The 21,867-nt window shown below is 52.6% G+C and carries 24 protein-coding genes; 2 read left to right on the plus strand and 22 right to left on the minus strand.

Annotation, left to right across the window (positions count from 1 at the left end; genetic code table 11):
- The first annotated feature begins 11 nt into the window (after window positions 1-11).
- Together HKD32_RS12785 and HKD32_RS12790 are read left to right on the plus strand one after the other, a co-directional pair.
- The gene (locus HKD32_RS12785) at window positions 12-1,790 is read left to right on the plus strand and encodes a GMC family oxidoreductase (protein WP_061930583.1); all 1,779 of its coding nucleotides are present in this window, start codon (window positions 12-14) and stop codon (window positions 1,788-1,790) included.
- Window positions 1,787-3,106, plus strand: a complete 1,320-nt coding sequence (locus HKD32_RS12790; protein ID WP_061930586.1) for a c-type cytochrome — start codon at window positions 1,787-1,789, stop codon at window positions 3,104-3,106. Before HKD32_RS12785 ends, HKD32_RS12790 begins: the two co-directional genes overlap by 4 nt.
- A 55-nt stretch (window positions 3,107-3,161) precedes the next feature.
- On the opposite strand, the gene HKD32_RS12795 is transcribed toward HKD32_RS12790, so the two are convergent.
- From HKD32_RS12795 to HKD32_RS12900, 22 genes are all read right to left on the minus strand, one after another.
- Window positions 3,162-4,418 (minus strand): glycine-rich domain-containing protein, encoded by a 1,257-nt coding sequence (locus HKD32_RS12795; protein WP_061930589.1) that lies wholly within the window; start codon window positions 4,416-4,418, stop codon window positions 3,162-3,164.
- Entirely contained in the window at window positions 4,418-5,104 is a 687-nt protein-coding gene (locus tag HKD32_RS12800) for a hypothetical protein (RefSeq protein ID WP_061930591.1), read from the minus strand. The genes HKD32_RS12795 and HKD32_RS12800 overlap by 1 nt, the downstream gene beginning before the upstream one ends.
- A gap of 2 nt (window positions 5,105-5,106) precedes the next feature.
- On the minus strand, window positions 5,107-6,345 hold the full coding sequence (locus HKD32_RS12805; protein ID WP_061930594.1) for a hypothetical protein: 1,239 nt from the start codon (window positions 6,343-6,345) through the stop codon (window positions 5,107-5,109).
- A 45-nt stretch (window positions 6,346-6,390) separates the two neighbouring features.
- On the minus strand, window positions 6,391-7,530 hold the full coding sequence (locus HKD32_RS12810; protein ID WP_061930597.1) for a baseplate J/gp47 family protein: 1,140 nt from the start codon (window positions 7,528-7,530) through the stop codon (window positions 6,391-6,393).
- A 42-nt stretch (window positions 7,531-7,572) separates the two neighbouring features.
- Window positions 7,573-7,932, minus strand: a complete 360-nt coding sequence (locus HKD32_RS12815; RefSeq protein WP_194258169.1) for a phage tail protein — start codon at window positions 7,930-7,932, stop codon at window positions 7,573-7,575.
- Window positions 7,929-8,555, minus strand: coding sequence for a baseplate assembly protein (locus HKD32_RS12820; protein WP_228119023.1), 627 nt, complete (start codon window positions 8,553-8,555; stop codon window positions 7,929-7,931). Before HKD32_RS12820 ends, HKD32_RS12815 begins: the two co-directional genes overlap by 4 nt.
- Window positions 8,552-9,616, minus strand: coding sequence for a hypothetical protein (locus HKD32_RS12825; protein WP_194258170.1), 1,065 nt, complete (start codon window positions 9,614-9,616; stop codon window positions 8,552-8,554). Before HKD32_RS12825 ends, HKD32_RS12820 begins: the two co-directional genes overlap by 4 nt.
- On the minus strand, window positions 9,613-9,822 hold the full coding sequence (locus tag HKD32_RS12830; protein WP_194258171.1) for a hypothetical protein: 210 nt from the start codon (window positions 9,820-9,822) through the stop codon (window positions 9,613-9,615). The genes HKD32_RS12825 and HKD32_RS12830 overlap by 4 nt, the downstream gene beginning before the upstream one ends.
- A 6-nt stretch (window positions 9,823-9,828) precedes the next feature.
- Window positions 9,829-10,746: a hypothetical protein gene (locus tag HKD32_RS12835; RefSeq protein ID WP_062502898.1), complete on the minus strand. Its 918-nt coding sequence runs from the start codon at window positions 10,744-10,746 to the stop codon at window positions 9,829-9,831.
- A 17-nt stretch (window positions 10,747-10,763) separates the two neighbouring features.
- The gene (locus HKD32_RS12840) at window positions 10,764-11,477 is read right to left on the minus strand and encodes a hypothetical protein (RefSeq protein WP_194258172.1); all 714 of its coding nucleotides are present in this window, start codon (window positions 11,475-11,477) and stop codon (window positions 10,764-10,766) included.
- Window positions 11,478-11,832: 355 nt separating this feature from the next.
- Window positions 11,833-12,153, minus strand: coding sequence for a hypothetical protein (locus HKD32_RS12845; RefSeq protein ID WP_061930613.1), 321 nt, complete (start codon window positions 12,151-12,153; stop codon window positions 11,833-11,835).
- Complete coding sequence (locus HKD32_RS12850) at window positions 12,150-12,575, minus strand: hypothetical protein (RefSeq protein WP_010503712.1); 426 nt, start codon at window positions 12,573-12,575, stop codon at window positions 12,150-12,152. The genes HKD32_RS12845 and HKD32_RS12850 overlap by 4 nt, the downstream gene beginning before the upstream one ends.
- Before the next feature lie 2 nt (window positions 12,576-12,577).
- Window positions 12,578-14,062, minus strand: coding sequence for a phage tail sheath protein (locus tag HKD32_RS12855; RefSeq protein ID WP_194258173.1), 1,485 nt, complete (start codon window positions 14,060-14,062; stop codon window positions 12,578-12,580).
- An 80-nt stretch (window positions 14,063-14,142) separates the two neighbouring features.
- The gene (locus HKD32_RS12860; RefSeq protein WP_061930619.1) at window positions 14,143-15,117 is read right to left on the minus strand and encodes a hypothetical protein; all 975 of its coding nucleotides are present in this window, start codon (window positions 15,115-15,117) and stop codon (window positions 14,143-14,145) included.
- A 12-nt stretch (window positions 15,118-15,129) separates the two neighbouring features.
- Window positions 15,130-15,732: a hypothetical protein gene (locus HKD32_RS12865; RefSeq protein WP_010503718.1), complete on the minus strand. Its 603-nt coding sequence runs from the start codon at window positions 15,730-15,732 to the stop codon at window positions 15,130-15,132.
- A 7-nt stretch (window positions 15,733-15,739) separates the two neighbouring features.
- Window positions 15,740-16,141, minus strand: coding sequence for a hypothetical protein (locus tag HKD32_RS12870; RefSeq protein WP_034880862.1), 402 nt, complete (start codon window positions 16,139-16,141; stop codon window positions 15,740-15,742).
- Window positions 16,142-16,193: 52 nt separating this feature from the next.
- Window positions 16,194-17,573: a hypothetical protein gene (locus HKD32_RS12875; protein WP_010503720.1), complete on the minus strand. Its 1,380-nt coding sequence runs from the start codon at window positions 17,571-17,573 to the stop codon at window positions 16,194-16,196.
- 80 nt (window positions 17,574-17,653) lie between these two features.
- Window positions 17,654-18,148, minus strand: a complete 495-nt coding sequence (locus HKD32_RS12880; RefSeq protein ID WP_061930691.1) for a phage scaffolding protein — start codon at window positions 18,146-18,148, stop codon at window positions 17,654-17,656.
- Window positions 18,149-18,165: 17 nt separating this feature from the next.
- Window positions 18,166-19,584 (minus strand): phage portal protein, encoded by a 1,419-nt coding sequence (locus tag HKD32_RS12885; protein WP_034880859.1) that lies wholly within the window; start codon window positions 19,582-19,584, stop codon window positions 18,166-18,168.
- 42 nt (window positions 19,585-19,626) lie between these two features.
- Complete coding sequence (locus HKD32_RS12890) at window positions 19,627-20,943, minus strand: phage terminase large subunit (protein WP_194258174.1); 1,317 nt, start codon at window positions 20,941-20,943, stop codon at window positions 19,627-19,629.
- Window positions 20,924-21,373, minus strand: a complete 450-nt coding sequence (locus tag HKD32_RS12895; RefSeq protein WP_194258175.1) for a hypothetical protein — start codon at window positions 21,371-21,373, stop codon at window positions 20,924-20,926. Before HKD32_RS12895 ends, HKD32_RS12890 begins: the two co-directional genes overlap by 20 nt.
- A 35-nt stretch (window positions 21,374-21,408) precedes the next feature.
- The gene (locus HKD32_RS12900) at window positions 21,409-21,840 is read right to left on the minus strand and encodes a hypothetical protein (protein ID WP_194258176.1); all 432 of its coding nucleotides are present in this window, start codon (window positions 21,838-21,840) and stop codon (window positions 21,409-21,411) included.
- Between the last annotated feature and the right edge of the window lie 27 nt (window positions 21,841-21,867).

Below are 21,867 nucleotides of genomic sequence, written 5' to 3' on the forward strand. Positions count from 1 at the left end.
GAGCACAGATCATGACCAAAAAACATGCAGATGCCATTGTTGTTGGCGCAGGTTGGGCTGGCTCCATTCTTGCCAAAGAACTGACGGAGGCCGGCCTTTCCGTCATCATGCTGGAACGCGGCTCGGAACGCGCCACTGCCGTCGAAGGCGCTTATCCGGAATCCATTGACGAACTTCGAGGTGCCATTCGCAAACGTCTGTTCCAGAATCTGTCCCAAACGACGGTGACTGTTCGCAATACGATTGACCAGACAGCCCTGCCTTACCGGCAACTGGCAGCCTTCCTGCCCGGCGAAGGGGTTGGAGGGGCTGGTCTTCATTGGTCCGGCGTTCATTTTCGGGTTTCCCCGGAAGATCTGCGTCTTCGCAGTTCCGTGGTAGAGCGGTACGGCGAGAAATTCATCCCTGAAGGTATGAACCTTCAGGATTACGGCGTCACCTATTCCGAGCTGGAACCGTTTTTCGACAAGGCTGAAAAAGTCTTTGGAACCTCTGGTGAGGCATACAAAGTAAACGGAAAAATCGTCGGAAACGGTAATATCTTTGATGGAGACCGGTCCGACAATTTCCCACTCCCCGCCATGAAGGATACGTTCACCGCATCCACATTCCGGGCAGCCGCGACTGAAGCCGGATACCATCCCTATTCCCTGCCGGCTGCAAATGCCTCTCGCCAATATACAAACCCCTATGGCTGCCAGATGGGGCCGTGTAATTTTTGTGGGTACTGTAGCGGATATGACTGCTACCTTTATTCTAAAGCCTCTCCCAATGTGAATGTTCTGCCTGCTCTGCGGCAGGATCCGGGCTTTACGCTGATTTCAGATGCGCATGTTCTGCGTGTGGATCTGGATGATACACGCTCCAAGGCAACAGGCGTCACCTATCTGGAAACCAAAACGCAGAAGGAAGTTTCCCTGTCTGCAGATCTCGTTATCCTAAGTGCGTTCCAGTTCCATAACGTTCATCTGATGCTGCTGTCGGGAATTGGAAAGCCTTACGACCCTGTCAGCAATACGGGCACAATAGGACGTAATTTCGTCTATCAGACCATCACCTCTTCCCGAATCTGGTTGCCGCCATCCAAGTACACCAACCAGTTCATCGGTGCTGGTGGCGTTGGTGTTGCCATAGATGACTTCAACAGTATGAATTTCGATCATGGGCCACTTGGCTTTGTTGGCGGTTCACCGGTCTGGGTGAATCAGGCAGGTCTCAAACCCATTGCCGCCGCTATCGGGACAGGCGGTGGTGGCACACCGCGGTGGGGTTCAGCCTACAAAGGTGCGCTGATCGACACATATAAACACTCGATCGGTGTTGATGCCCATGGCAGTAACATGGCTTACCGGGACGTCTATCTGGATCTAGATCCGACATGGAAAGATGCTTACGGGCAACCCCTCCTCCGGATGACCTTTACCTGGAAAGACAACGATATTCGAATGAACCAATATGTTGTCAGCAAGATTGAACCCATTGCCAAAGCGATGGGAGCGACAAAGGCCAATCTTGTGCATCTGAATGCGGGCCAACCGTTTGATACCCGCCACTATCAGACAACGCATCTTGGTGGAGGGGCCATCATGGGCACTGATCCTCAAACCAGTGCTCTCAATCGCTATCTGCAAAGCTGGGATGTTTCGAACGTCTTCGTTATCGGATCAAATGCCTTTCCACAAGGGATGGGTTATAATCCGACAGGTATGGTTGCAGCCCTTGCCTATTGGGCGTCCTACCACATTCGTACAACCTACCTGAAATCTCCCGGACCACTGGTGCAGGCATGAAGATTTTCCCAATCCTGGCCTTTGCTTGCAGCATCTTTGCTCTAAGCCACCAAACAGCATCCGCTAATGATGACAAGACCACTCTGAGAGAGGAAGGCCGATATCTCGCAGCGGCTTCCGATTGTGCAGCATGTCATTCAATCAAAAATAAGCCAGAATATTCCGGTGGCGTATCTTTTACACTTCCGATTGGAACCATCTATTCCACAAACATCACACCAGACATGGATCACGGCATCGGAAAATATACCGAAGCGGAATTCGGACGCGCATTGCGTGAAGGCGTTCGGCGGGACGGCTCAACGCTCTATCCTGCAATGCCTTATCCATCTTATGCACGCCTGACGGATCATGACATTCATGCCCTTTACACCTATTTTCATGAAAGTGTTCCAGCAGCAGCCATTCCGACGCCGGAAAATGGTATTCAATGGCCTTTCTCGATGCGCTGGCCGCTCATGTTCTGGCGATGGGCTTTTTCTCCTGCCCCAGTAAAGGCGCAGGAGAAAACCCTGCGCGAATTTGCTGATGCCCAGATGGCGAGAGGCGCTTATCTCGTAGAAGGCCCGGCGCATTGCGGGGCCTGTCACTCTCCTCGCGGTCTGGCCATGCAGGAAAAAGCGCTGACCGCCTCAGACAGCCCGTCTTTTCTTGCGGGGGGTGCCTTGATTGACGGCTGGATCCCAACATCCCTACGCCAGGAGAACCGAACGGGGTTGGGGCGATGGAGTGAGCAGGATATTGTCGATTTCCTGAAAACCGGCCGCAACATGCAAGGCGAGAGCTTTGGTGCAATGACTTCCGCCATTGTACATGGCACACAGCACCTGTCAGACTCTGACCTCCATGCCATGGCAAAATATCTGCGGGCGCTTCAACCTTTCGATAGAACACAGACAAACTGGGTCTATGATCCGACTGCAACCAACGCTCTTCGCAAAGCAGACGTCTCTGCACGCGGAGCAAAACTGTATGTGGATAACTGTGCCGCATGCCATCGTACAGATGGAAAGGGTTATCCGGCTGTCTTCCCGCCTCTGGCGGGAAATCCTGTTGTCATGGGAAAAGATCCGGCGTCTCTGGTGCATATTGTCCAGGTCGGAGCAACATTACCAAAAACCGAGACAGCCCCGTCTGCCTTTACGATGCCAGATTTCATGCATCGTCTGAACGATCAGCAAGTCGCTGATGTGGTGACATTTATCCGTCACGCCTGGGGCAACAACGCTCCCGCTGTCAGTGCGGAAGACGTTGCGAGACTTCGGAAAGATATGCCGCCACGCAATATGGCGGACGGTGAGATTTCACTAAACTGATAGTCTACGGGAGAAGGAAGGAGATAATCCTCCTCCTTCCCTAATGCCCTGAATATCAAGGTAAAAATCGATACATTACGCAGCCTGAAAAGCCTGCGCCAGCTGTGGTGGGAGTGCCATCAACAGCAGCAGAATACGAACCACCACCACCCGCGCCAAAGCGGGTTCCGTCGCGCCCTACCTGATTGCCGCAACGGCCACCGCCACCCCATGGGCCGCCGCCGCCATAGCCGCCAAAGGTCGAAGCGTTACTCTGCCCGTCTCCTCCCCAACTTCCAGTCTGATTCCAGATCGTTCCTCCGGAGGCGGTCCCACCATCACCACCGGCAGAGCCGGTATTGTCGTAGAAAAATCCGCCATGGCCTCCACTGGCCTGCAAAAGCGTCTGACCGTTGTAGCTGACAAGAGAGGTTCCTCCTGTCTGCCCTGCCGTTCCTCCTTGGCCAATGGTGACACCCAAAGCGCCTCCACTGGCGGCGCTAACGGTGTAAATACCCCATGCGTCGCCGCCTCCACCGCCTCCACCACCGGAAAAAGACCCCGTCAATGCTGTGGAACTCGACGATGCCCCGCCGCCGCCGCCGCCAATCGCGCGCAGTTCGACGCGGCTTGCCCATGCCGGAACGGAAAGAGACGTGTCATTCGCCACAAGCTGCATTGGTTCTGCAATGGCACGAAGCAATGTCTGCGTCGCAAGTTCGGGAATTGTTGGCCAGAAAGCCTGCCCCGGTTGAGGCTGAACACCAGCCAAAGATGCCACACCTTGCGGAATTGCCAGTGTATAAAGCGGAACCACAGTCCCACCGTCTGGAGCGGAAGGCGCATCCGTTGCAATCACAAAAGACATTCCAGCCCAGCGACGGGTAGGAAGTACGTTGCCGCTATTGTTTAGCCCCGCCTGTGTCTGGGACGGATTGGAAGCATTGAAAAATGCCAGAACTGTCTGATCAATATCCTGTTCGGAACAAACTGCGAAAACAGTATAGTTTGCCCCCGTTCCCGGCACAGTAACCGTTACTGCCGTCTCACTTGAATACTGGCAGGTGGTTTGTGTCGGGTCAGCGCGATAACCACCGCCAGCGCCTCCAAGAGGGGCCGCATCCATCACCCCTGGAGCCGTAATGGATCCAGGATCAATCGTTACGGCTAAAGAAGAAGAAGATGGCGTACAACCAAGCCCGGAAGCCGCAATAACACCCCGGCCATATAACATGTCAGACATATGGCCTATTGCAGCCTTGCCATACTTTCCAACACGCAAAAGGTCCGTGTCCAGCGGGATAGACCCCGCATATACAATCGCCCGATCCATTACTGCTCCACCCGAACCCAGCCCGTTACACCGCCGGCTGCGGTCCGTTCAATAACTTGATAAATAGCCTGTGCATCAGAAGCCTGACCCAAAGCAGTCTCCAGAAAAAACTGCCCTCCAGACTGGCTGCCATACCGTAAGTCAGCACAGCCATATCCAAAACCTCCGCCACAGGACGGTGAGGCAAAAGACGCCTGTGCATGACAATCTGCTGCATTCAAAGGCTCAATAATAACGGGCTCCACACCCGTGACAGCGACCAGGGCATCTCTGACGGCTTGCCGGGTATTTCGCGGCGCGACCAGAGAACTCACAATCCGTTTGCGATAATCGCTGTCGCTTTCCGAGACTCTCCTCGGCAACCCGTCCACACCGAAATAATCTGCCGCCAGCATATCCAGAAAGGCATCGCTCATTGTCGAAAGGCGCGTCTGATTGCGGCATTTCTCCATAAGAGCCCAGATTCCAGAAAGAACCGTGGAAAACCCTGTCAGAAGAGCCACCAGCACCGGTGCTTCTTCCTCTTGCAACCCCTGAGGAGGGGTCGGGAACCAACCAGTGGGAAGGAGCGCACGCAAGCGGGCCGTAAAATCTTCAATAGAGCCCGGGACTGGCCCGGTATCCAAAAGGGCTTTTCCATCCGTAGCCTGGAGAACTAACCCTTCTTCGTCATAAAGCGTACCCATCGTCAGCTTCCAACCTGAGCCGGGCTCATCAACGGAATACGATAATCAGATCCATTGATGTTGATATGCAAAAATCCGCCATCAGCAGTTGTCGGCAAGGTCATCCCTTCACCGCTGACAGGAGAGGATATCTGCAATTCACCACCCTCTGCTGGAAAAAGTCCCAGATTGGCGGATCCATTTGCACCCTGTTGTACATAGAGGCCAGCCGCCTGACTTCCTGCACCCGCCTGCACCTGAAGAGCATTATTGGGGGCCGCGATGCTCCCAACTGAAAAAAGAGTATGTCCTTCGATATTACTGAAAAGAATCTCGTTATCGACAAAATCCTGGCGTACTCCTTTTGCGCGCTCCGTAACCGTAGAACGTACAAAGGCGCCGACATTGCTACCCACAGCACCCGAAACTACTTCTGGGGTATGCCACTCCATGGCATGATTACGCGCCAGAGAAAGTGCCGAGGCGTAACCGTCGTCTGTTCCATCCGTTCCACTAAGGGACGTGGCACCAAAAACAATTCCCGTCTGCCACGAATTCGGATTCGAAACAAAAACGATTCCAGCAGCCGCATCCGACGTGCCATCCGTCTGACCTCCGCCTACACCAAGCTGAATACCGTAGACACCGCCGCCCACATTAGGAGCGTAGGGATTGGACTGGCCAATAGCCAACCCACCAAAATTGACGGCTTCCAGTTCCATGACGAATGTCGGCTGATAATTCACGCCTGCCAGACGCCATGCTTCTCCATAATATGCATAGGCAGTCGTGGTTGTCGGGGTAGAGGTGTCATCGGCAACACCCCAGGACGCTACGCCAATCGAACTTGGCTGGAAACCAAGTGTCGCAGGTGCCGTTTTTGCATCGGATGTGCGGGATGCTGCGACAAAAGCACTATTACCAAACTGCGCAACCGACGCACACTGAGCGTCCTGTAATGCCCATGGCCCAATAGACGTCTCTCCCATCGTGCGGGAAAGCCAGTCCTTTTTTGATGCCGCGTCACGATCACTCAAGCCAGGATTAGACGCAGCATCTCCAATCAGAACCCGATCCGCAAACCGACTGATTTTTGCCCCTTTATCCTCGTAAAAGCTTCCTGTCGGCGTCGAAACCGCAGGTGCACCGGCAATCTGCGATGCAGTTGCCGTAACCGTATGTTGACCACTGGCATCGGCAAGGACAAGAACCTCGTTTCCAGTCAGCGCCTCAAGTTTTGGATATCTATTAAAAACAGGCATAGTCTTCCCCATCCTCCGCAAATATTCATGCAAGAGGCCTGTTTGTCAGTTTTGAATGACGCTGATCTGAATACTACCAACCGCCAAAGCCTGGTCGCCGTTCGCAGAAATATCCAACTGACTGCCGTTGAGGCGCACATCAAGAACGGACGTAACGGTGACGCCCGCGCCCACATAAGCCAGATAGGAGAGTCTACTGAAAGCATACCCACTGCCTACAGTCGTTCCTGCAATATCCTGCGTAATGGCATTCTGAATGGCAGTCGTCGCCTGCTGTATTCCGACAGATAAAGGCACCACAACAGTCATGGAAACATTCAGAATCAGCAAAGATGGCGCCCGCACGCCAAACCCGACCCCGAGCGCCTTAACCTCATTCACTGCGTCGTAAATCTGCTCTAGCAACTGATCTGCCGGAGCCCCACTGCCATCATTCAAAACGACCGTAAAATATCCAGAGCGGGCCGTATCATCCGCTGCCAATCCGTCCCGCAACGAATAGGAAAGACCCGTCTGAACACCCAAAATGGCATTCCCCACGGCGGCTCGACTGGCAGATGCTTTTGCCGCCAACCACAATGGAAAGCGGGTTCGCAACTCTGCATCGGTTTCCTGATCTGAACCATTCAGGAACGCCACAGGATTGGTCACTGTATCGATACCAGAAATGGCTGTACCCATGAGACAGATCGCACCCACCGGGACATTCCCAATTCCTCCAGCACTCTGACACTGAACCGGAACCGAAATATTCGACATGCCAGCTGTCCGTACGTAGCCTCCGGCCGTTTCCGACCACCCCGAGAGCATACTCTCCTTCACAACAACAAAAGAGAGGCCGGAAACAGTTCGTACAATCGTGCCGGGCACCACAACAGCCGATTGCTGTGCAGGTGAGAACGACGACATAATGACCATTCCGCTTGAGGCCGTACCCGGAAGACGTGACATCCCAAAATCCTGGACGAAACTGTCACAATCCTCAGCAGTACATGTTGCCAAACGGGTTCGAAGCAAAATCTGTAACACCAGATATTGCAACCATAATCCGATACCCCCTACGCTTTCCATCAGCGCACGAACCGGAGACCCGACAGAAACATCCAGTAATTGCGTACAGGAAGATTGCGCCGTTACCACGGCGGTAGACACCGTCGTGGTGAACGAGCGAAGAGAAAGAGACATTACATCCTCCAGATACACCCGACTGAAACAGGCACATCCTTTTTACGAAGAAAAATCCAAGGTCTGCTGCTGCCCAGTCTCAGCATCCACATAAGAAATCTTGCACAGACACACCCCATCGGAGCCGGAGCTAATCTCGACTTCCACAGGAGAGTAAGGATCTACGCCTGCATCTTTCTGGACCTGAACCCTGATTTCAGCCTGCATTGTTGATGGCACAATGACGTTACCAATCATGCCCTGCAAACCAACGCCATAATCTAGCTGCCAAAGATAATCACCGACGTTGGTCAACAATCGTCTCAAAAGGCGTTGCCGAACCTCTTCCGAACCGGAAACAACAGCCAATCCGCCATCTGCAAGCAGCAGATCACCACCGTAAAAATGACCAACGGAACTCATCCTATCGGCCCTCCCGTGGACTGTGTTCCTACCAGATGAATATGATTATCCAGTGAATGAGCCTCAGTCTGAATATCGCCAGAAAAAACCTTCAAACCACTAGCGGACAAAACGGCCCTAACATTTCCAACCGTCAAAACAATCTGATCCTGAGAAATAATAAACCTTGAATTACCAGCTCCCAGTGTCACGCCCTGTCGGTCAATCTGACACCACCCCGCTTCCGCACTTTTCTGCACGGGAACCGATAACGTATTCTCAACAGGCGGCTCACCACACCCCGCACGGATCAAAAGCTCACCCGGTTGAATGACACTTCCATCAAGAGGCGATACAGGCGCCGTTACAACAGTATCGAAGACCGCGCCAACCGCGACAAGATGCTCCGCATCTCCTTCAATCGGAAGCAAAACAACATGCGTTCCGGGTTCGGAGGGGCACGCAATCCTGAGATCTCCAGCCTGGACACCACCAATATCTGCAATCCAGCCCGTTTCAATATTATCAGGCTGCACTCTAACCTTGATGGCATGGTTCACAGGATCAACAGCAGAAACCACCCCAAAAACAGCGTGAGCGCTCCTGTTGACCAAAGCCGCAGTGGCTATTTGCCCTTGCGTCATGTTTGCCCTCCCCTTCTGCGTAACACGACATGCTGAACAAAACCTTCCTCCAGAGAAAATCGCGAAATAACCTGATCCACTCCAAGAATTTCCTCTGTCTGCCCCACTACAACTCTCATAAACTGGCGTGGGCCAAGCCCAATCAAACCGGGCATCGACACTCGGGCACAGACGGCATGAGCGGCTATTCGTTCATATTTCCCACGCGCCAATCGTCGAAGATCCTCCATTCGACGCCCTGGAACTCTGAAAGTATGAAGTGTTTTCTCTGTTACAGGTGCACTCTCGGAAAATGTTTTCCCATCGTAATATAAATGCGTACTATTGCGCTGCCGTGAATCCCAAGACGCAAGATGCACTATAATTCCGGATAATAGCTGCAAATCTCGAGCGAAATCCGTATCAAAAACCATTCCTCGCACATCAATGAAATCTTGATTTTGGTATGAACTCTGTATCGGTTCACAGACCAGGTTTGATCCGTCTGCATACAAATCACACAATGCTTCCCGGGCAACAGAAAATGCCAGATCAGCTGCAGTCTGAAAGCGATGCTGAGACAGAAAACACCCACGCTTATGCTCAATCTGCCAGAACTGACCCAACATATGGTCAGGCATATGAGCCGGAAAAGACACTCGAGCGCCCAAACCGGACGCCTTGGCCAACACAGAAAGGAGATCGGCCCCCGTATGATTCAACCAGGAATCCTGCATACGCAAATCTATAAGTCGAGCAAGGGCGTCTCTACATTCCATTTCCACAACGGAATTTTGTGAAAAAACACGAACATGATCAACGAGCCCATAAAAAATCATGGTCCACGCCGCGTTATTTTCTTTCAGATCCCGGATTTCCACAGATACCCAGGGGCTATTGAGAATACTCTGTTCAAACCAAAGTGCAGGACCGTTCTCTGCAACGTTGTTACGAACAAAAGTCAGAACTGCTGTGTCACACCCTTCATATCTATGGGAATCAATTTCAAATTTCTTCAAAGAAATTATCGAATTTTCTACACCGTCCCACAGAATACGAACTTGCAGTTGGCGATCTATCATTGTCCTTTATCATCAGGAAGACCTGACGAACTTTCCGATATGATTCCTGGAATTTTCAGTGTCAGAACAGTCTCAATCCATGACAAATCAGGATCATTGAGCCCATTGAACTCCGCGATCCTCCACCATTGACAGGCATCACCCAATTCTCGTGCGGCAAGATGAAAGAGAGACCTATCCGCCGAGGTTACGATAATATCTTTCATGAATCCTCACGAATGAACTGGCGGAATTTGCGAGGTAAGCCCCTGTGTCTGCCCCACATAGGCATTTGACCGGTTAACAAGCCCTCCCACATCTGCTCCTGTGCTCTGTATCGCGGCATTTCCGACGACAGCAGAGAGAGACGCGGCGTTCCCAATCTGGATATTTTCAATATTTTGGCCAGACACTTCGAGTGCTGACATCAACCCTTGCCCAGAAACGCTGAGTTGCTGAGACAGACTTTCAAGGGCTGTAGATGTTCCCGCCAAATTCGTGACACTTTGGCTTAAAGTGCTCGTTGTCGTAAGTGCCTCACCAACCTTTGCAAGAGGCCCACCCACACCGAGCAAAGCTCCCAAAGGCATGATTTGCCCCACAATCGAGCCAACCTGCCCACTTTCAACAAACAAACCGTCAGAAACATCAGAAATAACGCTGCTGATTTGCGTTAAGCCACTGGCGACATCAGTGCCTAGAACATTCGAAAGCGTCTTTCCCATATCGGGAGACACAACACTTTCCGCAGGTCTTTCAAGAGTCAGTTCATACGAACAAAGTGCACCCTTCGCTTCGTATGAATAGACAAAGCGTACAATCCAGACCTGCAAAGCCATACCAGCCACAGAAAATACAACAGGCACACCACGGAGACGCATTTTTTCAATGGTCTGAGCTCGCGTCTGGGCGTTAGGCCCAAGAAATTTACCCGCCAGTTCCAGACGCCCCGGATCATTGCCAAGCGTATCCACAACACGCCCGCCACCAGGAAGCCGATGAACCACCATCATCTGCCGTCCCCCGACCTGCAGACGATCCGGAACTTCAATCCCGGTTAGCACAAGATCCCCAAGCATTACCGGAGCCGTTGCTCCCAAGCGCCCAACAGATCCAATAGCATTTTCAATCGCAGAGAGCGTCAAGCCCATCAATGCTCTCCTATATTTTAACTTATTCCAATGCTTCGACCGGGATACTGCGGAAACCTGAGTTCATCGACACCTCCGTGCCCCTGACGCGCCGAGATCCTCGAATTTCTTTCAGGGTCATGACGTACAGATAATCCCGTACGGAATGACGAAAACTGTGCTTTGAAGTCACCATGAGAGATGTCTTCATTTCCAACTTGATGCAGACTGTTTTTTTCCTGCATCGCATTTTCCAGACTTCTATTTCTTATCCCCGGCGGAGGAGCCATACTCTTTTCCGAAGCCAGCCCCCTCCTGCTTCCAATCGGAGCATGCGCATGCCCTCCGAAATTCAGGCGGGTATTTTCCTGCGATACAGGAAAAATTTTCCTGTTCGGATAAGGAATAATATTCCGGATAACCTTCCATTTCGGAGAGGTCGTGAGTCTTTTTGCTTCTTTTTTTGGAGGCTGTATTACTGCAGAAACAAGTTCAAAAGAGCGCTGGGAAACTAACGCTCTTTTTCGTTCAGAAAATACAGAATCCAACTTTGGAAACCGCTTTTCACCCTGATCTAGGTGCGAAAAATTATATTTTTCAGCCAGCACCCCTGGCAAAATTCTCGCTACCTGCATGCTGGGTTGGTTATTTTCCAAGCTGTTAGGATTTATCTGCTCCAGCTTGACAGACAACGCACCAATTTTTTTATCTTTTCTGGACAGAATTCCATTCCGTTCATCTGCCTCCATCACACTCGCACCAGCCACTGTGTCTGACAAATATCTCGGACGATCTGTCTTAACGAACCGAACCAAGTTTTTGTATCTATTCTGCAAGGGGACAAACGAGGCACTCGATGTTATGGACCGACCACTGAAGACATACCGTGCCACTGGCAAACCTAACCGAAACGCCCCTCCTTGTACTGTAGATGTAAGCATCTCTATTCCCGATATTGCCTTTGACTCCAGTCAAATATATGGCCGTCGCGTTCTGCTGTAATAATACACGCTGCCATGCGCCGAGCCCGTGACCACGATGTCAGGATATTCCACGGCACTCCATGATCCAGAAGATAAAGCATCTCCTGGAACGCAGAGTGCCTGCTTAGTTTTTTGCTGTAGCAACCATCTCTTCTTCATCCTGCCCTTGCTGGAAAAAAGGATGAAGCGCCGCCACCCCAGTTTTCCCTAACCGGCGTGCCAGTTCACGAATTTCTTCTTTTGTTGCAGGCATCTGTACAGGAACTCCATCAATTGCTGTGACAGAGCAGATCATTTCCGCATAACCAAGCCAGGTTGCCGCAGCAGGACCATTGACCGCCGACCCTGCTGCTTCGATCAAATCCAACATATCAGCCGGATCAATCTCTTTAAGCGCAAGACAGCGACCATCCGAAAGAGATACAGTTTCCGGAAGAATACTCACGAAATTTTTGTCCTCGTAGAAGCAAAGAACTGAACTGTCTGATGAACCATCTGATCAGACTGCCACGCGTCATTTTTCAGCTTGATGGAAATATTCGTATATTCCCACGTGCTGGTCGTCCCATCGGGCTCCGTCACATACTGATAAATCGTACCGCTCCCGACAGTACCAGCATTCCAGTAAGCGGCTTCAATTGCTGCGACCAGATTATCAAGCGCAGCGCTAGCTCGAGCAATCTGAAACGAACCTCTCCACCCATTGGGAACATTGAATTCCACGGGCATTCCGTTCAGCGGACTGGCCCGCAGAGCCTGTGTCTCCTGTGACGCTCCAAAAGAGGTCACATCCCGAAGATCAACGCGCTGTCCATTCCATAGAACCGTAATCCGACAGTCACGACCAATACTGTATGGATTTGCCATGCTCAAACGCTCCCCCCACCAGATGTTACCGTCACGGAGGTTCCACCCTGCAAATTCACTACAAATTTTTCGTTGATTCCCTGATAGCGCACAGCAACATCGGCCTGAACGTAACCAAGAGCCGTCCGCGTCTGAGGATTATTCGAACTGTCGCAAACAACACTGTAGGGTAACTCGCCGTTCTGAACAGCCAGAATGCCCTGCGATAGCAGAGATGACAGAAAACCAAGAAGCGTTGCACGAATGTCCGAGAAGAGTGTGTCATTCACAACCTGACCAACATACGCCCCCATCCCTCCTGCCAGAGAAGATGCAAGGTAATTGGTCAGTCGCGTGTAGTTATCACCATTGACGATTGCCTTGCTCGAAGCATTATGCCCACAACGCACCGCCCAATACGAACCACCCGGCGCAGGATTGCAAATAACATCTATTCCCGCCGTAAACAGCGTAGAAAGTTCTGCCGTAGAGTATGTTGCACTGCTTCCTGTCAGACCTGATTTCTGACTCCCGACAATCCCGGCCAACGCCTTGTTAAGGCTCGACTGCTCAGGTGACAGCGCGGCCAGAATACCTGCGGCAAAAGCCTGCGGACTGACAAGCATCATTCCATTAACGTCATCATTCCACCACAGCCAATCCCCAAACATCAGTTTGACCGCAGGAGAATCCAGTCCACTGGCAGCTTTGATCGACACAGCATTCGTAACACTGTCATAAGAAGGGCCAGACGCAATCATGTACGTCCCTTCTCCAAGTCCAAATGCAGCTTGGGAAGAATACGACACACTGTCCGTAATGCCATGTAAAAGCGCGATCGCACATCCTTGCCCTCTCAGAGCATACATCCCCGTACGAACGATCTCGTCTTTTCCCACAAAAGACGCCATAGAAGGCGCAGCACCATCCAGCCCTCCCATCAACGTCACGCTACCAGAGACCATGTCCGGAACAACTTCTGGCAAACGTACGGTAATCAGCGCCGACAGATCCTGTGCGACAGCCGCAGCAATTGTAGTCCAGTCATGACCCGCATAGCTGGCAAATCCTAGTACAGGATGTGAAACCGCCAATGCATAACCGGAACCGGTTGCACTCACCGTCACCACAATACTGTTGCCCGCTGTCCCCGTATGAACAGCCTGAAGTGCAACATCCCCAAAACTGCCGGATGCCGCCACATCTGTACCATCCGTAACACGGACAACCACAAAAGAAGATGCCCCCTGCAGAGCAGCAATATTTACAGCAAGTCCAGCATCCGTCACGGCATTCTGCTTTGCACCGAATGCCACCAGGTAATCCCCCATGCCACCCACAGGCACAGGTGAACCAACAGGCCCCCAACCGGCAGTTCCCACAATGCCAAGCTTGGACGAAGACGCACCTGTCAGGCCAAGCGTCTGTGGCTGTGCAATCTGCACATAAAGATTAGGCACCGTCAGTGCCGTCGTGTTTAGCGTACCCGCCTGATAAACCAGAGACATCCGCTGGTTTTCTCCTTTTAATAAAAAAGCTCCATTCCAATTTCGGAATGAAGCTTTTTCTCATTAAATTCTTTTATTTTTCAGTCTGTAGAACACACAACCGTACCAAACTGATTCAACGTCATGCCCGGATATTCAGAACAGGAGGATGCCGACAACCTCGCAACATTCATCGCACTCAGCGCCTGTGTTACAACGCTTTCTTCCGGTGCAGGCACAAAGGCACCAAAGCCACTTCCCCCCTCCGGAATATCAGATGTTCCTACTCCAAACATCATGTCAGCAGCCCATTGGATCTGGAGCACGTCAAAAATCAGTTCGTAGAGATAATCCCGGCGATAAATTGCCTGATTTTGCATAGCGTCCACATCTTCAACGCTCACAAATTTCAGTTGTGCCTGTCGACCATCCAGCGTCGATATCCAACTCTTCTCGGCAAGCGCCATATCCAGAGACAATCCAATCTCATCCCGAACACTCGCATCTGCTGTCCAGACAGAAACACGATACAGCTGACTCTGCCGACGGCTAACCCGGACAGACTCCCCATACCCAACAACATTTCCCAAAAGAGAAACATCCGGAACACTCACAACTGCCCCATCCGCAACACCATGAGGCAACTGCTTTGCCAAAGCCGCTGCTACACTGTCTGGAGTATCCTGGGCCGTCACCGCATAAGCAGCCGTTGTCTGACGCACTCCTTCGTACCAGAGGCCAACAACCCCCGAAGGAACAGTATCCTTCGGGAAAACAACCTGAACTGCCTGCCCCGCCTGCAGAACAGAAACAGTCGGCAGAATGCGTGCCTGAACATGCCATGGTCGCCCCAGGGGTTCCGGTACAGCCGCCCTCCTCTGCGCAGCCATCGTCACAGTCACATAATCCGTATGACTCCGAATATTCTGAGCCGCAAATATATCACTGGGCAAAAGCCAGCCACGCCGAACAACAGTCTGCCGCCCGGTAAGGGACGGTTTCTCTAACCCATCCGGATACAATATCCCCGCACATACATAAGCGAGAACCTGACTCATCTGAGAGGCATCCGCCATTTCAATTTCCCATCAGATCTGCTGCAACGACATGGTGCAACGCAAACCCCAGTCAGACATTTCGGCGGTATTTATCGTATAAGTGACATCAAGATCTGTTGTAACCGTCATGTAAGGCTGAAGCAGGACACCAGGAAGACGCGGCAAATACATAATAAACTGACCTGGCTTGACCGAGCCTGGCACACCGCTTCCAGACCCCTCTCCTTTTGATTTCAGGACAATTGCAGCAGGGCAGTCTTCAACGACATTTCCCGTTGTTCCCGTAACCCCACTAACCTGAACAATACGGCTACATGCAACACACAAAGGTGGCCTCAATTCCTCCACCGCCGCTACGAAAAACGTTTTTCCAGCGCATGTCAGAATATCCCCGACCAACGTATCATCCCGCCGATCCGTCAGAACATATTCCATAACTTTGCCCCAACCGGGCACACGCGAAAACGAAAACGAGTCCTGTGCGTCAAAAGCCAGCATGGGATGAGCATAAACATCCTGCATCGGCGCCAATGGATAAGCGGGCCGATACTGCATACCAGCCTGCCCCAAAATACCCGCAGCCTTCGCATGGCCCTTACAGACCCGGGATGCAATCAATTCAAGATGCATCATGCTTCCTTCAAATCACTACAGCACGACCATCCTGCAACTCCAGACCGCCCGTCACACCTAGAAACGCACAGAGACGACGACGCCAAAGCGTCAGAAGTGCCACCCGGTCCCGCAATTCATGCCCATTGTGATACCAGCTCGCAGCCTGCGCCGTATCCAGATTGTCCGAAGCTCCAAGAAGGGCCGTTTCAAGTGGGTAAAGCTGTGACAGATATAGTCGAACCTGCTGAAGCTCCGCACCCGACAGATTTCCCATACGCCATTCCAGCGCCCCCTCAACCTGAAAAAAGCGCCAGGATTCTTGCCCCGTTTCCCGAGATCCAACAGCCGGATACCCGCAAAACCTCCGGACATCCATTTTCTCTCCTTCCGTTAAAGGAGCAGAAGACAGACTTGCCGTTCCAGACATACTTTTCCCCTGACCTGAAAGGCCTCGTGTCACCACGAGGCCCCAGTCGTATTCAGAACGTCATACCCAGCGCATCCGTGCCCAGACTCTCAATCACGACACCACGCTTCAGGTAACTGTTAGTCGCCGTCGGAATAACATTCGTATCCGCCGTCACATCTGTCGGCAGCGCAAAACCGCCAATCCAGTACCAGGACTGCGCAATGATCTGCCGCAGACGATCCAGCGGCTCACGGGTCACCATCGCCACCCCGTCAACCATCTCAATCAGCGCACGATCAGCGTCCGGAATATCGGAATGACCCGTCAGCGCACAGTCGCCCTCAATCAGTGCCCCCTGCCCCAAAAGTAGTGCACGATGAATCGGTCCAGCACCAAGAGACAGCTGCTGAGGCGCTTCAGTCGTCGGAATAAAACGAACACCCAGCAGTTCAATAACCTGCCCAGAACGATACTCTTCCGAACCATATGCGCCACGATAAAGATGCTTGAAATCATCATCCCGGAACAACGACAGAAGCTGAATATCATCCAGATAACAGTGATATGCCCCATTAATCATCGGCACGTTATTCCGACGTAGTGTCGCAACACCCGCAAGAACCTGCTGAATACCAAGCGTATCTGCCAGACCGCTCGAACTCGCCGTCTGAAGCGCCGCCGTCGTCAGGCGACCGTTAGGACGAATAACCTTCGGCGCAGTCGCAGCAACCACAGGCTGACCCAATGCACCATCGGAAACAGACACGCTACCAGAGAACGTCATCTGCCCAGAGATACCGCCCGGCGCCGTAGAAATATTGGTCGCATCCGCCACAACCCGGACAAGCGTGTAAACATCCGAACCAACCGTGACGGTCATCCCACTGCTGGACCCAATCAGCGTCACCTGACCATTGACAATAACCGATTGGAACCCGCGAATATCATCAACCTGAACCGTGTCCCCTTCCGCATCCAGCGCAACATTGACACGCGTATTGCCACCCAGATAACCACCAACACCATTCTGAGCGCCACCAAAAAGTGTATTACGCGCCAGGCGATCCAGAGACTGCATGGCCTGAACACCATTCGTGTTGGCATTGGCGAGGAACTGGGACGCAATGCCGACGCCACTCGTAACCATATTCAGATCAATCGTGTCACCATACTGATTGATCGAAAGCGTATATTGCTCGACAGACCAGCCCGCTGGGCTCATCCCGTTATCAAAATTGGTATTTCCGGTTGGGTTGAGCGGTGTCGTGACAGGCGCCTTCAGGCTTTTGCGCGTCTTGGTCAGCGTCTCACCAATCGCGTTCGGGAAAACCTCCCGATCCGCAACTTGGCGGAAACCGAGACGGGACTTCAGACCGTTTTCAAACTCACGGGCCAAAAAACCCTGCTGAATGGCCGCCTGAAGCTGAACTGGGAAATTATCAATGCTCATGAATTTCGTTCCGTAAATATTTATAGAAAATTTCCGGTAGAATTTTACCGGACGCACTCAATCACTTCACACCCGAGCCATCATGCTCCGGCCAAGAACTGCCATTTGCGGGCTTCGTAATCGGAATCCGTCGCAGATCGGGCATTAAATGCCTCAACCTCTCCCGGCCTGGGCGCAGGATGCCCAACCGTCGTCCCGCTGGAATACCCAGGACGCAACACATCACCGAACAGATATCCACGGTCGTTCCGGGCTCGTTCCAGAACCTCCGTCACACCCATAACCGTACCGTCTTCGTTCCGGGTCACACCCTCCATATCGATCAGACGCACAACATCGTCAGGATTATGTGCACCCATCCGAATGGCTTCAGACCGCAATGCAGCAACCATGACATCATGATTACTTTCCCGCTTCACACGGGAAATAACTTCCTCATGCGTGCGCTGAAGCTCCTCCTGTCTGGCTTCAGCTTCCGCCATGGCCTGACGAACGGATTTCACTTCGTCCATCGCTTCTGCAAGCGCCTGACGAAGTTCTGCCACATCTTCAATAGTATCTTCAGATCCGGACATTTTTTCTCCGCTCACTCTTATGCGTCGTCCGACGCAACCCAGTTTTCCAGAAGCCGCCATTCCGTACCGGGATCAGAATTTCCCGACGCCGTCGCATACATTCGAACGGCCGTCTCCCGGCTCAGAATTCCATTTGAAACCGCCGTCACAAGCCCTTGCGCCAACGACAAAAGCTCAGGGTCTGTCGCCGGGAACCAGGCAGGCCACCGCAACGTCATGCGGCAATACGGCAAGTCCTTCACCAGAACACCGCCAAGACGCAGACCATTTTCCAGCACACACGAAAAACGACAGGCCATTCGATAAATGGCCTGCAATCCACTCTCGCCATAAGAATGACGCAGCCGATCCACCAGCCAGATCAATGGCTGACACATCATCTCCATAGCCTTGCCAGATTGCACGCCAGAAATCCGGTCACCATGCGCCCGGTTTCCATGAAGCTGCTCAAGCGCAATCTGCCGAAGCTCCCGATAGTGCTCGAGCACCGCCCCCGCTGCATTGCCATTGATCTCAAGCAGCTTGGCATCCCCTTCGGGCGGCAATGTCAGAGCCGAAGATGCTCCTCCCTGATGCGCCACACCATCCGAAAATCCACCCGTTTTCAGAACAAGCGTCGGGTCAGAGCCATATTTCAGCCCCCGCCCAGCTTGAGACAGCAGATAATCCGCCTCAATGACTGTATCGATCGCACGCTCAAACGTGCATTCGCCTTCCGGGTCCCGCCCCTGACGACCACCAAGATTCCGGATCCAGACAATCGGAACAAACCCCAGTCCATGCCGAACAGACCGGCTCTCGTCCCGCACGCCTCCATCCATCCCAACAAGCCAGGGAACGGACACCGCACAATCCATCGGCGTCCAGACCCGCTGCCACCAGAACTGAGCACCCAGAAGGTCTTCGCCAATCGCATATCCCTGCACAGCCAGATCACGCCCCCGCACCAGGAAACGCTCTTCAACGCGCAGTAATTCGCCGCTGACATCGTCCCAGAACGGCGTCAGATACGCCGTATCCAGAACCGAAAGTTTCGGCACACCAGCCGAAACTTCAAAAAGAACCGCTACCGAACCAATAGACCCAACAGTGGCGGCTTCCATCATTAAAGATGCCAGCCGCGTCTGAGAGGCAAAGACTCCCATCGCATCTGACACTCGCGTGTCATCTGCAATCAGACTAGGCCAGTGCGTATCCCCAAACAGCAAGGAAACAGATTCATCGACAACCGTTCGGCAAAGGTTACTTCTGACGGACGGACGTCTGTTAGAAAGCGGAATGTACTCCCCCGCTCCCGATCGCTCCATCGAGAACGGATGAGGCAATGCATCATACTGCGTACCGTCCAGAACACGTCTCAACGCCAACAGGCGCGCAGTCCGCGCAGACGCACCCGCCGGCACGGCATACCGCCGCTGCAGGGACAACCAGTCCATGAGTTCTCCAGTGCTAAAGCCCACCTGAAGCCCGAAGGCTTTTCAGCGCGCCAACGAAAATCCTGACGGGCTCCAGCCCGTCATACCGCTGCTGCCAGACAGCATCAGTTCACTCAGTCCCCAGACCATCGCATCAGCCCGATCCGGAGACCTGGAGCCGCGATATCCACTGACCGAGAAATGACAGAGCTGGTCCTCAAGCGTTTCAAAACGCCCGTGATGAACCACCTTGCCAATTTCATAGAGTGCCGCAACAGGCTCGGCACGCGCCGCTTTCCCGCGCGCGGCTGTCACGAGCCGTACCGGCGCATGAGCCCGCACACTTCGAATTGTATTTTCCACCAAAGCGCCACCAAAATTACGCTCGGCTACAATGCGTTCAGCTCGCCAGTCATCAAGAGCATGCAAAGCACGAGAAGCCCACCCTGCAGGACTATCCCGTGCAGAGAGGTCTTCCAGCACATGCCCGACACCATCCGCATCTACCCCGCAAACCACAATTCCAATTTCATCGGAACGATAATCTTCCGGCCCCGACGCACCCGACGGATCAACAGACACCAGAATACGCCGCATTCGTGATGCAACATCCATCCGGTTTGCAGACGTAATCACAGCGTCCCGGCGAAACGACTCAATACGCCACAAGGCACCTTCAACAGCCGTCTGGTACTCCCCGTAAAGAAAACGTCGTTTCTCACGTTCCGGCAGCGCTTCCAGTGCCGCAATATATTCTTCTCCCAGATTATCCCTATTGGAATGGGGATTAAGAATCATTGTGTCGTACAAGGAACAGTCTGCAAGAGGCTCTCCGGATTTCGGCTCAATTCCCATTTCAAACAGCGCATATAACCAATGCCCAACACCCGGAGGATTGGCATCGATATATTCGCGATTCACGAGACCTGATTTTTGAGCCAAGCGCGTCAGCAGCATATTCCGCGCGCCATAGCTGATCTGACTCGCTTCGTTCAGATAAACAGTCGAAAATTCGAGCCCCAGAATTTTCTCAGTCCGCTGCTCATCATCCAAACCACCAAAAAAAATCGTCGAGCCGTTCGGAAACGTCACAATGTTTTCCTGCCGCTCCAGGCGCCAACGCACCTGAGGAAAGCAAAGGCTCATAACTTTGGGAAACGTGTCCCGCAAAACAGACGCCCTCAGCGCCGTCAACCGATGCCGGAAAATTCCATGCCGACTTCCGGCAGCTTTCAAAGCGCGAATCACAATGGCCCGTATCAGAACAAAAGTCTTACCGGACCTTGACCCCCCTCTCAGCAAAATATGACGAGCAGGCCCTCCCAAAAGACGAACAGCATCACGCTGTGCTTCATTGAGTCTAAAGGACGCTGTCATCATAACTGATATTGATGGAAACAGGCGCCGTAGAAATCTCTTCCTGCCCAGCCCTGAAGCGCGCGGGGCGATGCGCCCTCAAGAGAAACGCCATTAACCCATCACTATATTTTTTTCTGACAAGCGGATGACCAGTCTCCGGATCGCAAACCACTTTTCCTGCATAGGTAATCGGCTCGTCATAACCTTCCAGAGCACGACGTCTGGCTTCAGACTCCAGCATATCCGCTGCATCTTCCAGTGCGTCCTCCCACTGAGAGGCAAACGCCGCATCTGTTTCCTTCCAATGGTAAAGCGTGCTTCTCTGAACACCAGCAAATCGACCAGAGTCAGAAACATTTCCACTTTTCGCAAGATGTTCCAGAAACCGTTCTTTACGCCGACGTGAACGCCCACTTCGCCCTCGCAGCCCGTCAGTCTGTGTTTCGCTCATCTGCTCATATCCCCATACGGTCCCATATTCGACCGTCAGCCCATTTGTAGGCGTTCCTCACGTCGGCTGTTCATTGACCCCCCGTCAAACCAGACAGCCGTCGATTGTCTCGAATGAAACGGTTTCTTGTGAGACCGGGGTGACATCTCCTTCTCCTGAAGCCGATATTTCCACTCTTTCTGCGCCACATTCCTGAGACGCTTCACCGTAACGTCATCAACGCAGCCAATAGGCTTGAGAGAAGATATACGACGGAGGCAAGGAATAGCCCGACAACGCACGTCTAATCGCGTCAAACCAGCATTCACAAGCTCATGCCATTCAAGGTCACAATCTGCCCGGTGGAACGCCTCATCCATAGAGATCAGCGGACAGGCGATCACTTCAGGTCCTTCACACCACAAAACAATCATTGTCTGTCGCCCGGAAAGAACAATCGCTCCGGAAACGATATTAAATCGTTCCATTTTCAATAATTCTCTTAAATAAAAAAA

The organism is Gluconobacter japonicus, from assembly GCF_015244665.1.
Classification (GTDB): domain Bacteria; phylum Pseudomonadota; class Alphaproteobacteria; order Acetobacterales; family Acetobacteraceae; genus Gluconobacter; species Gluconobacter japonicus.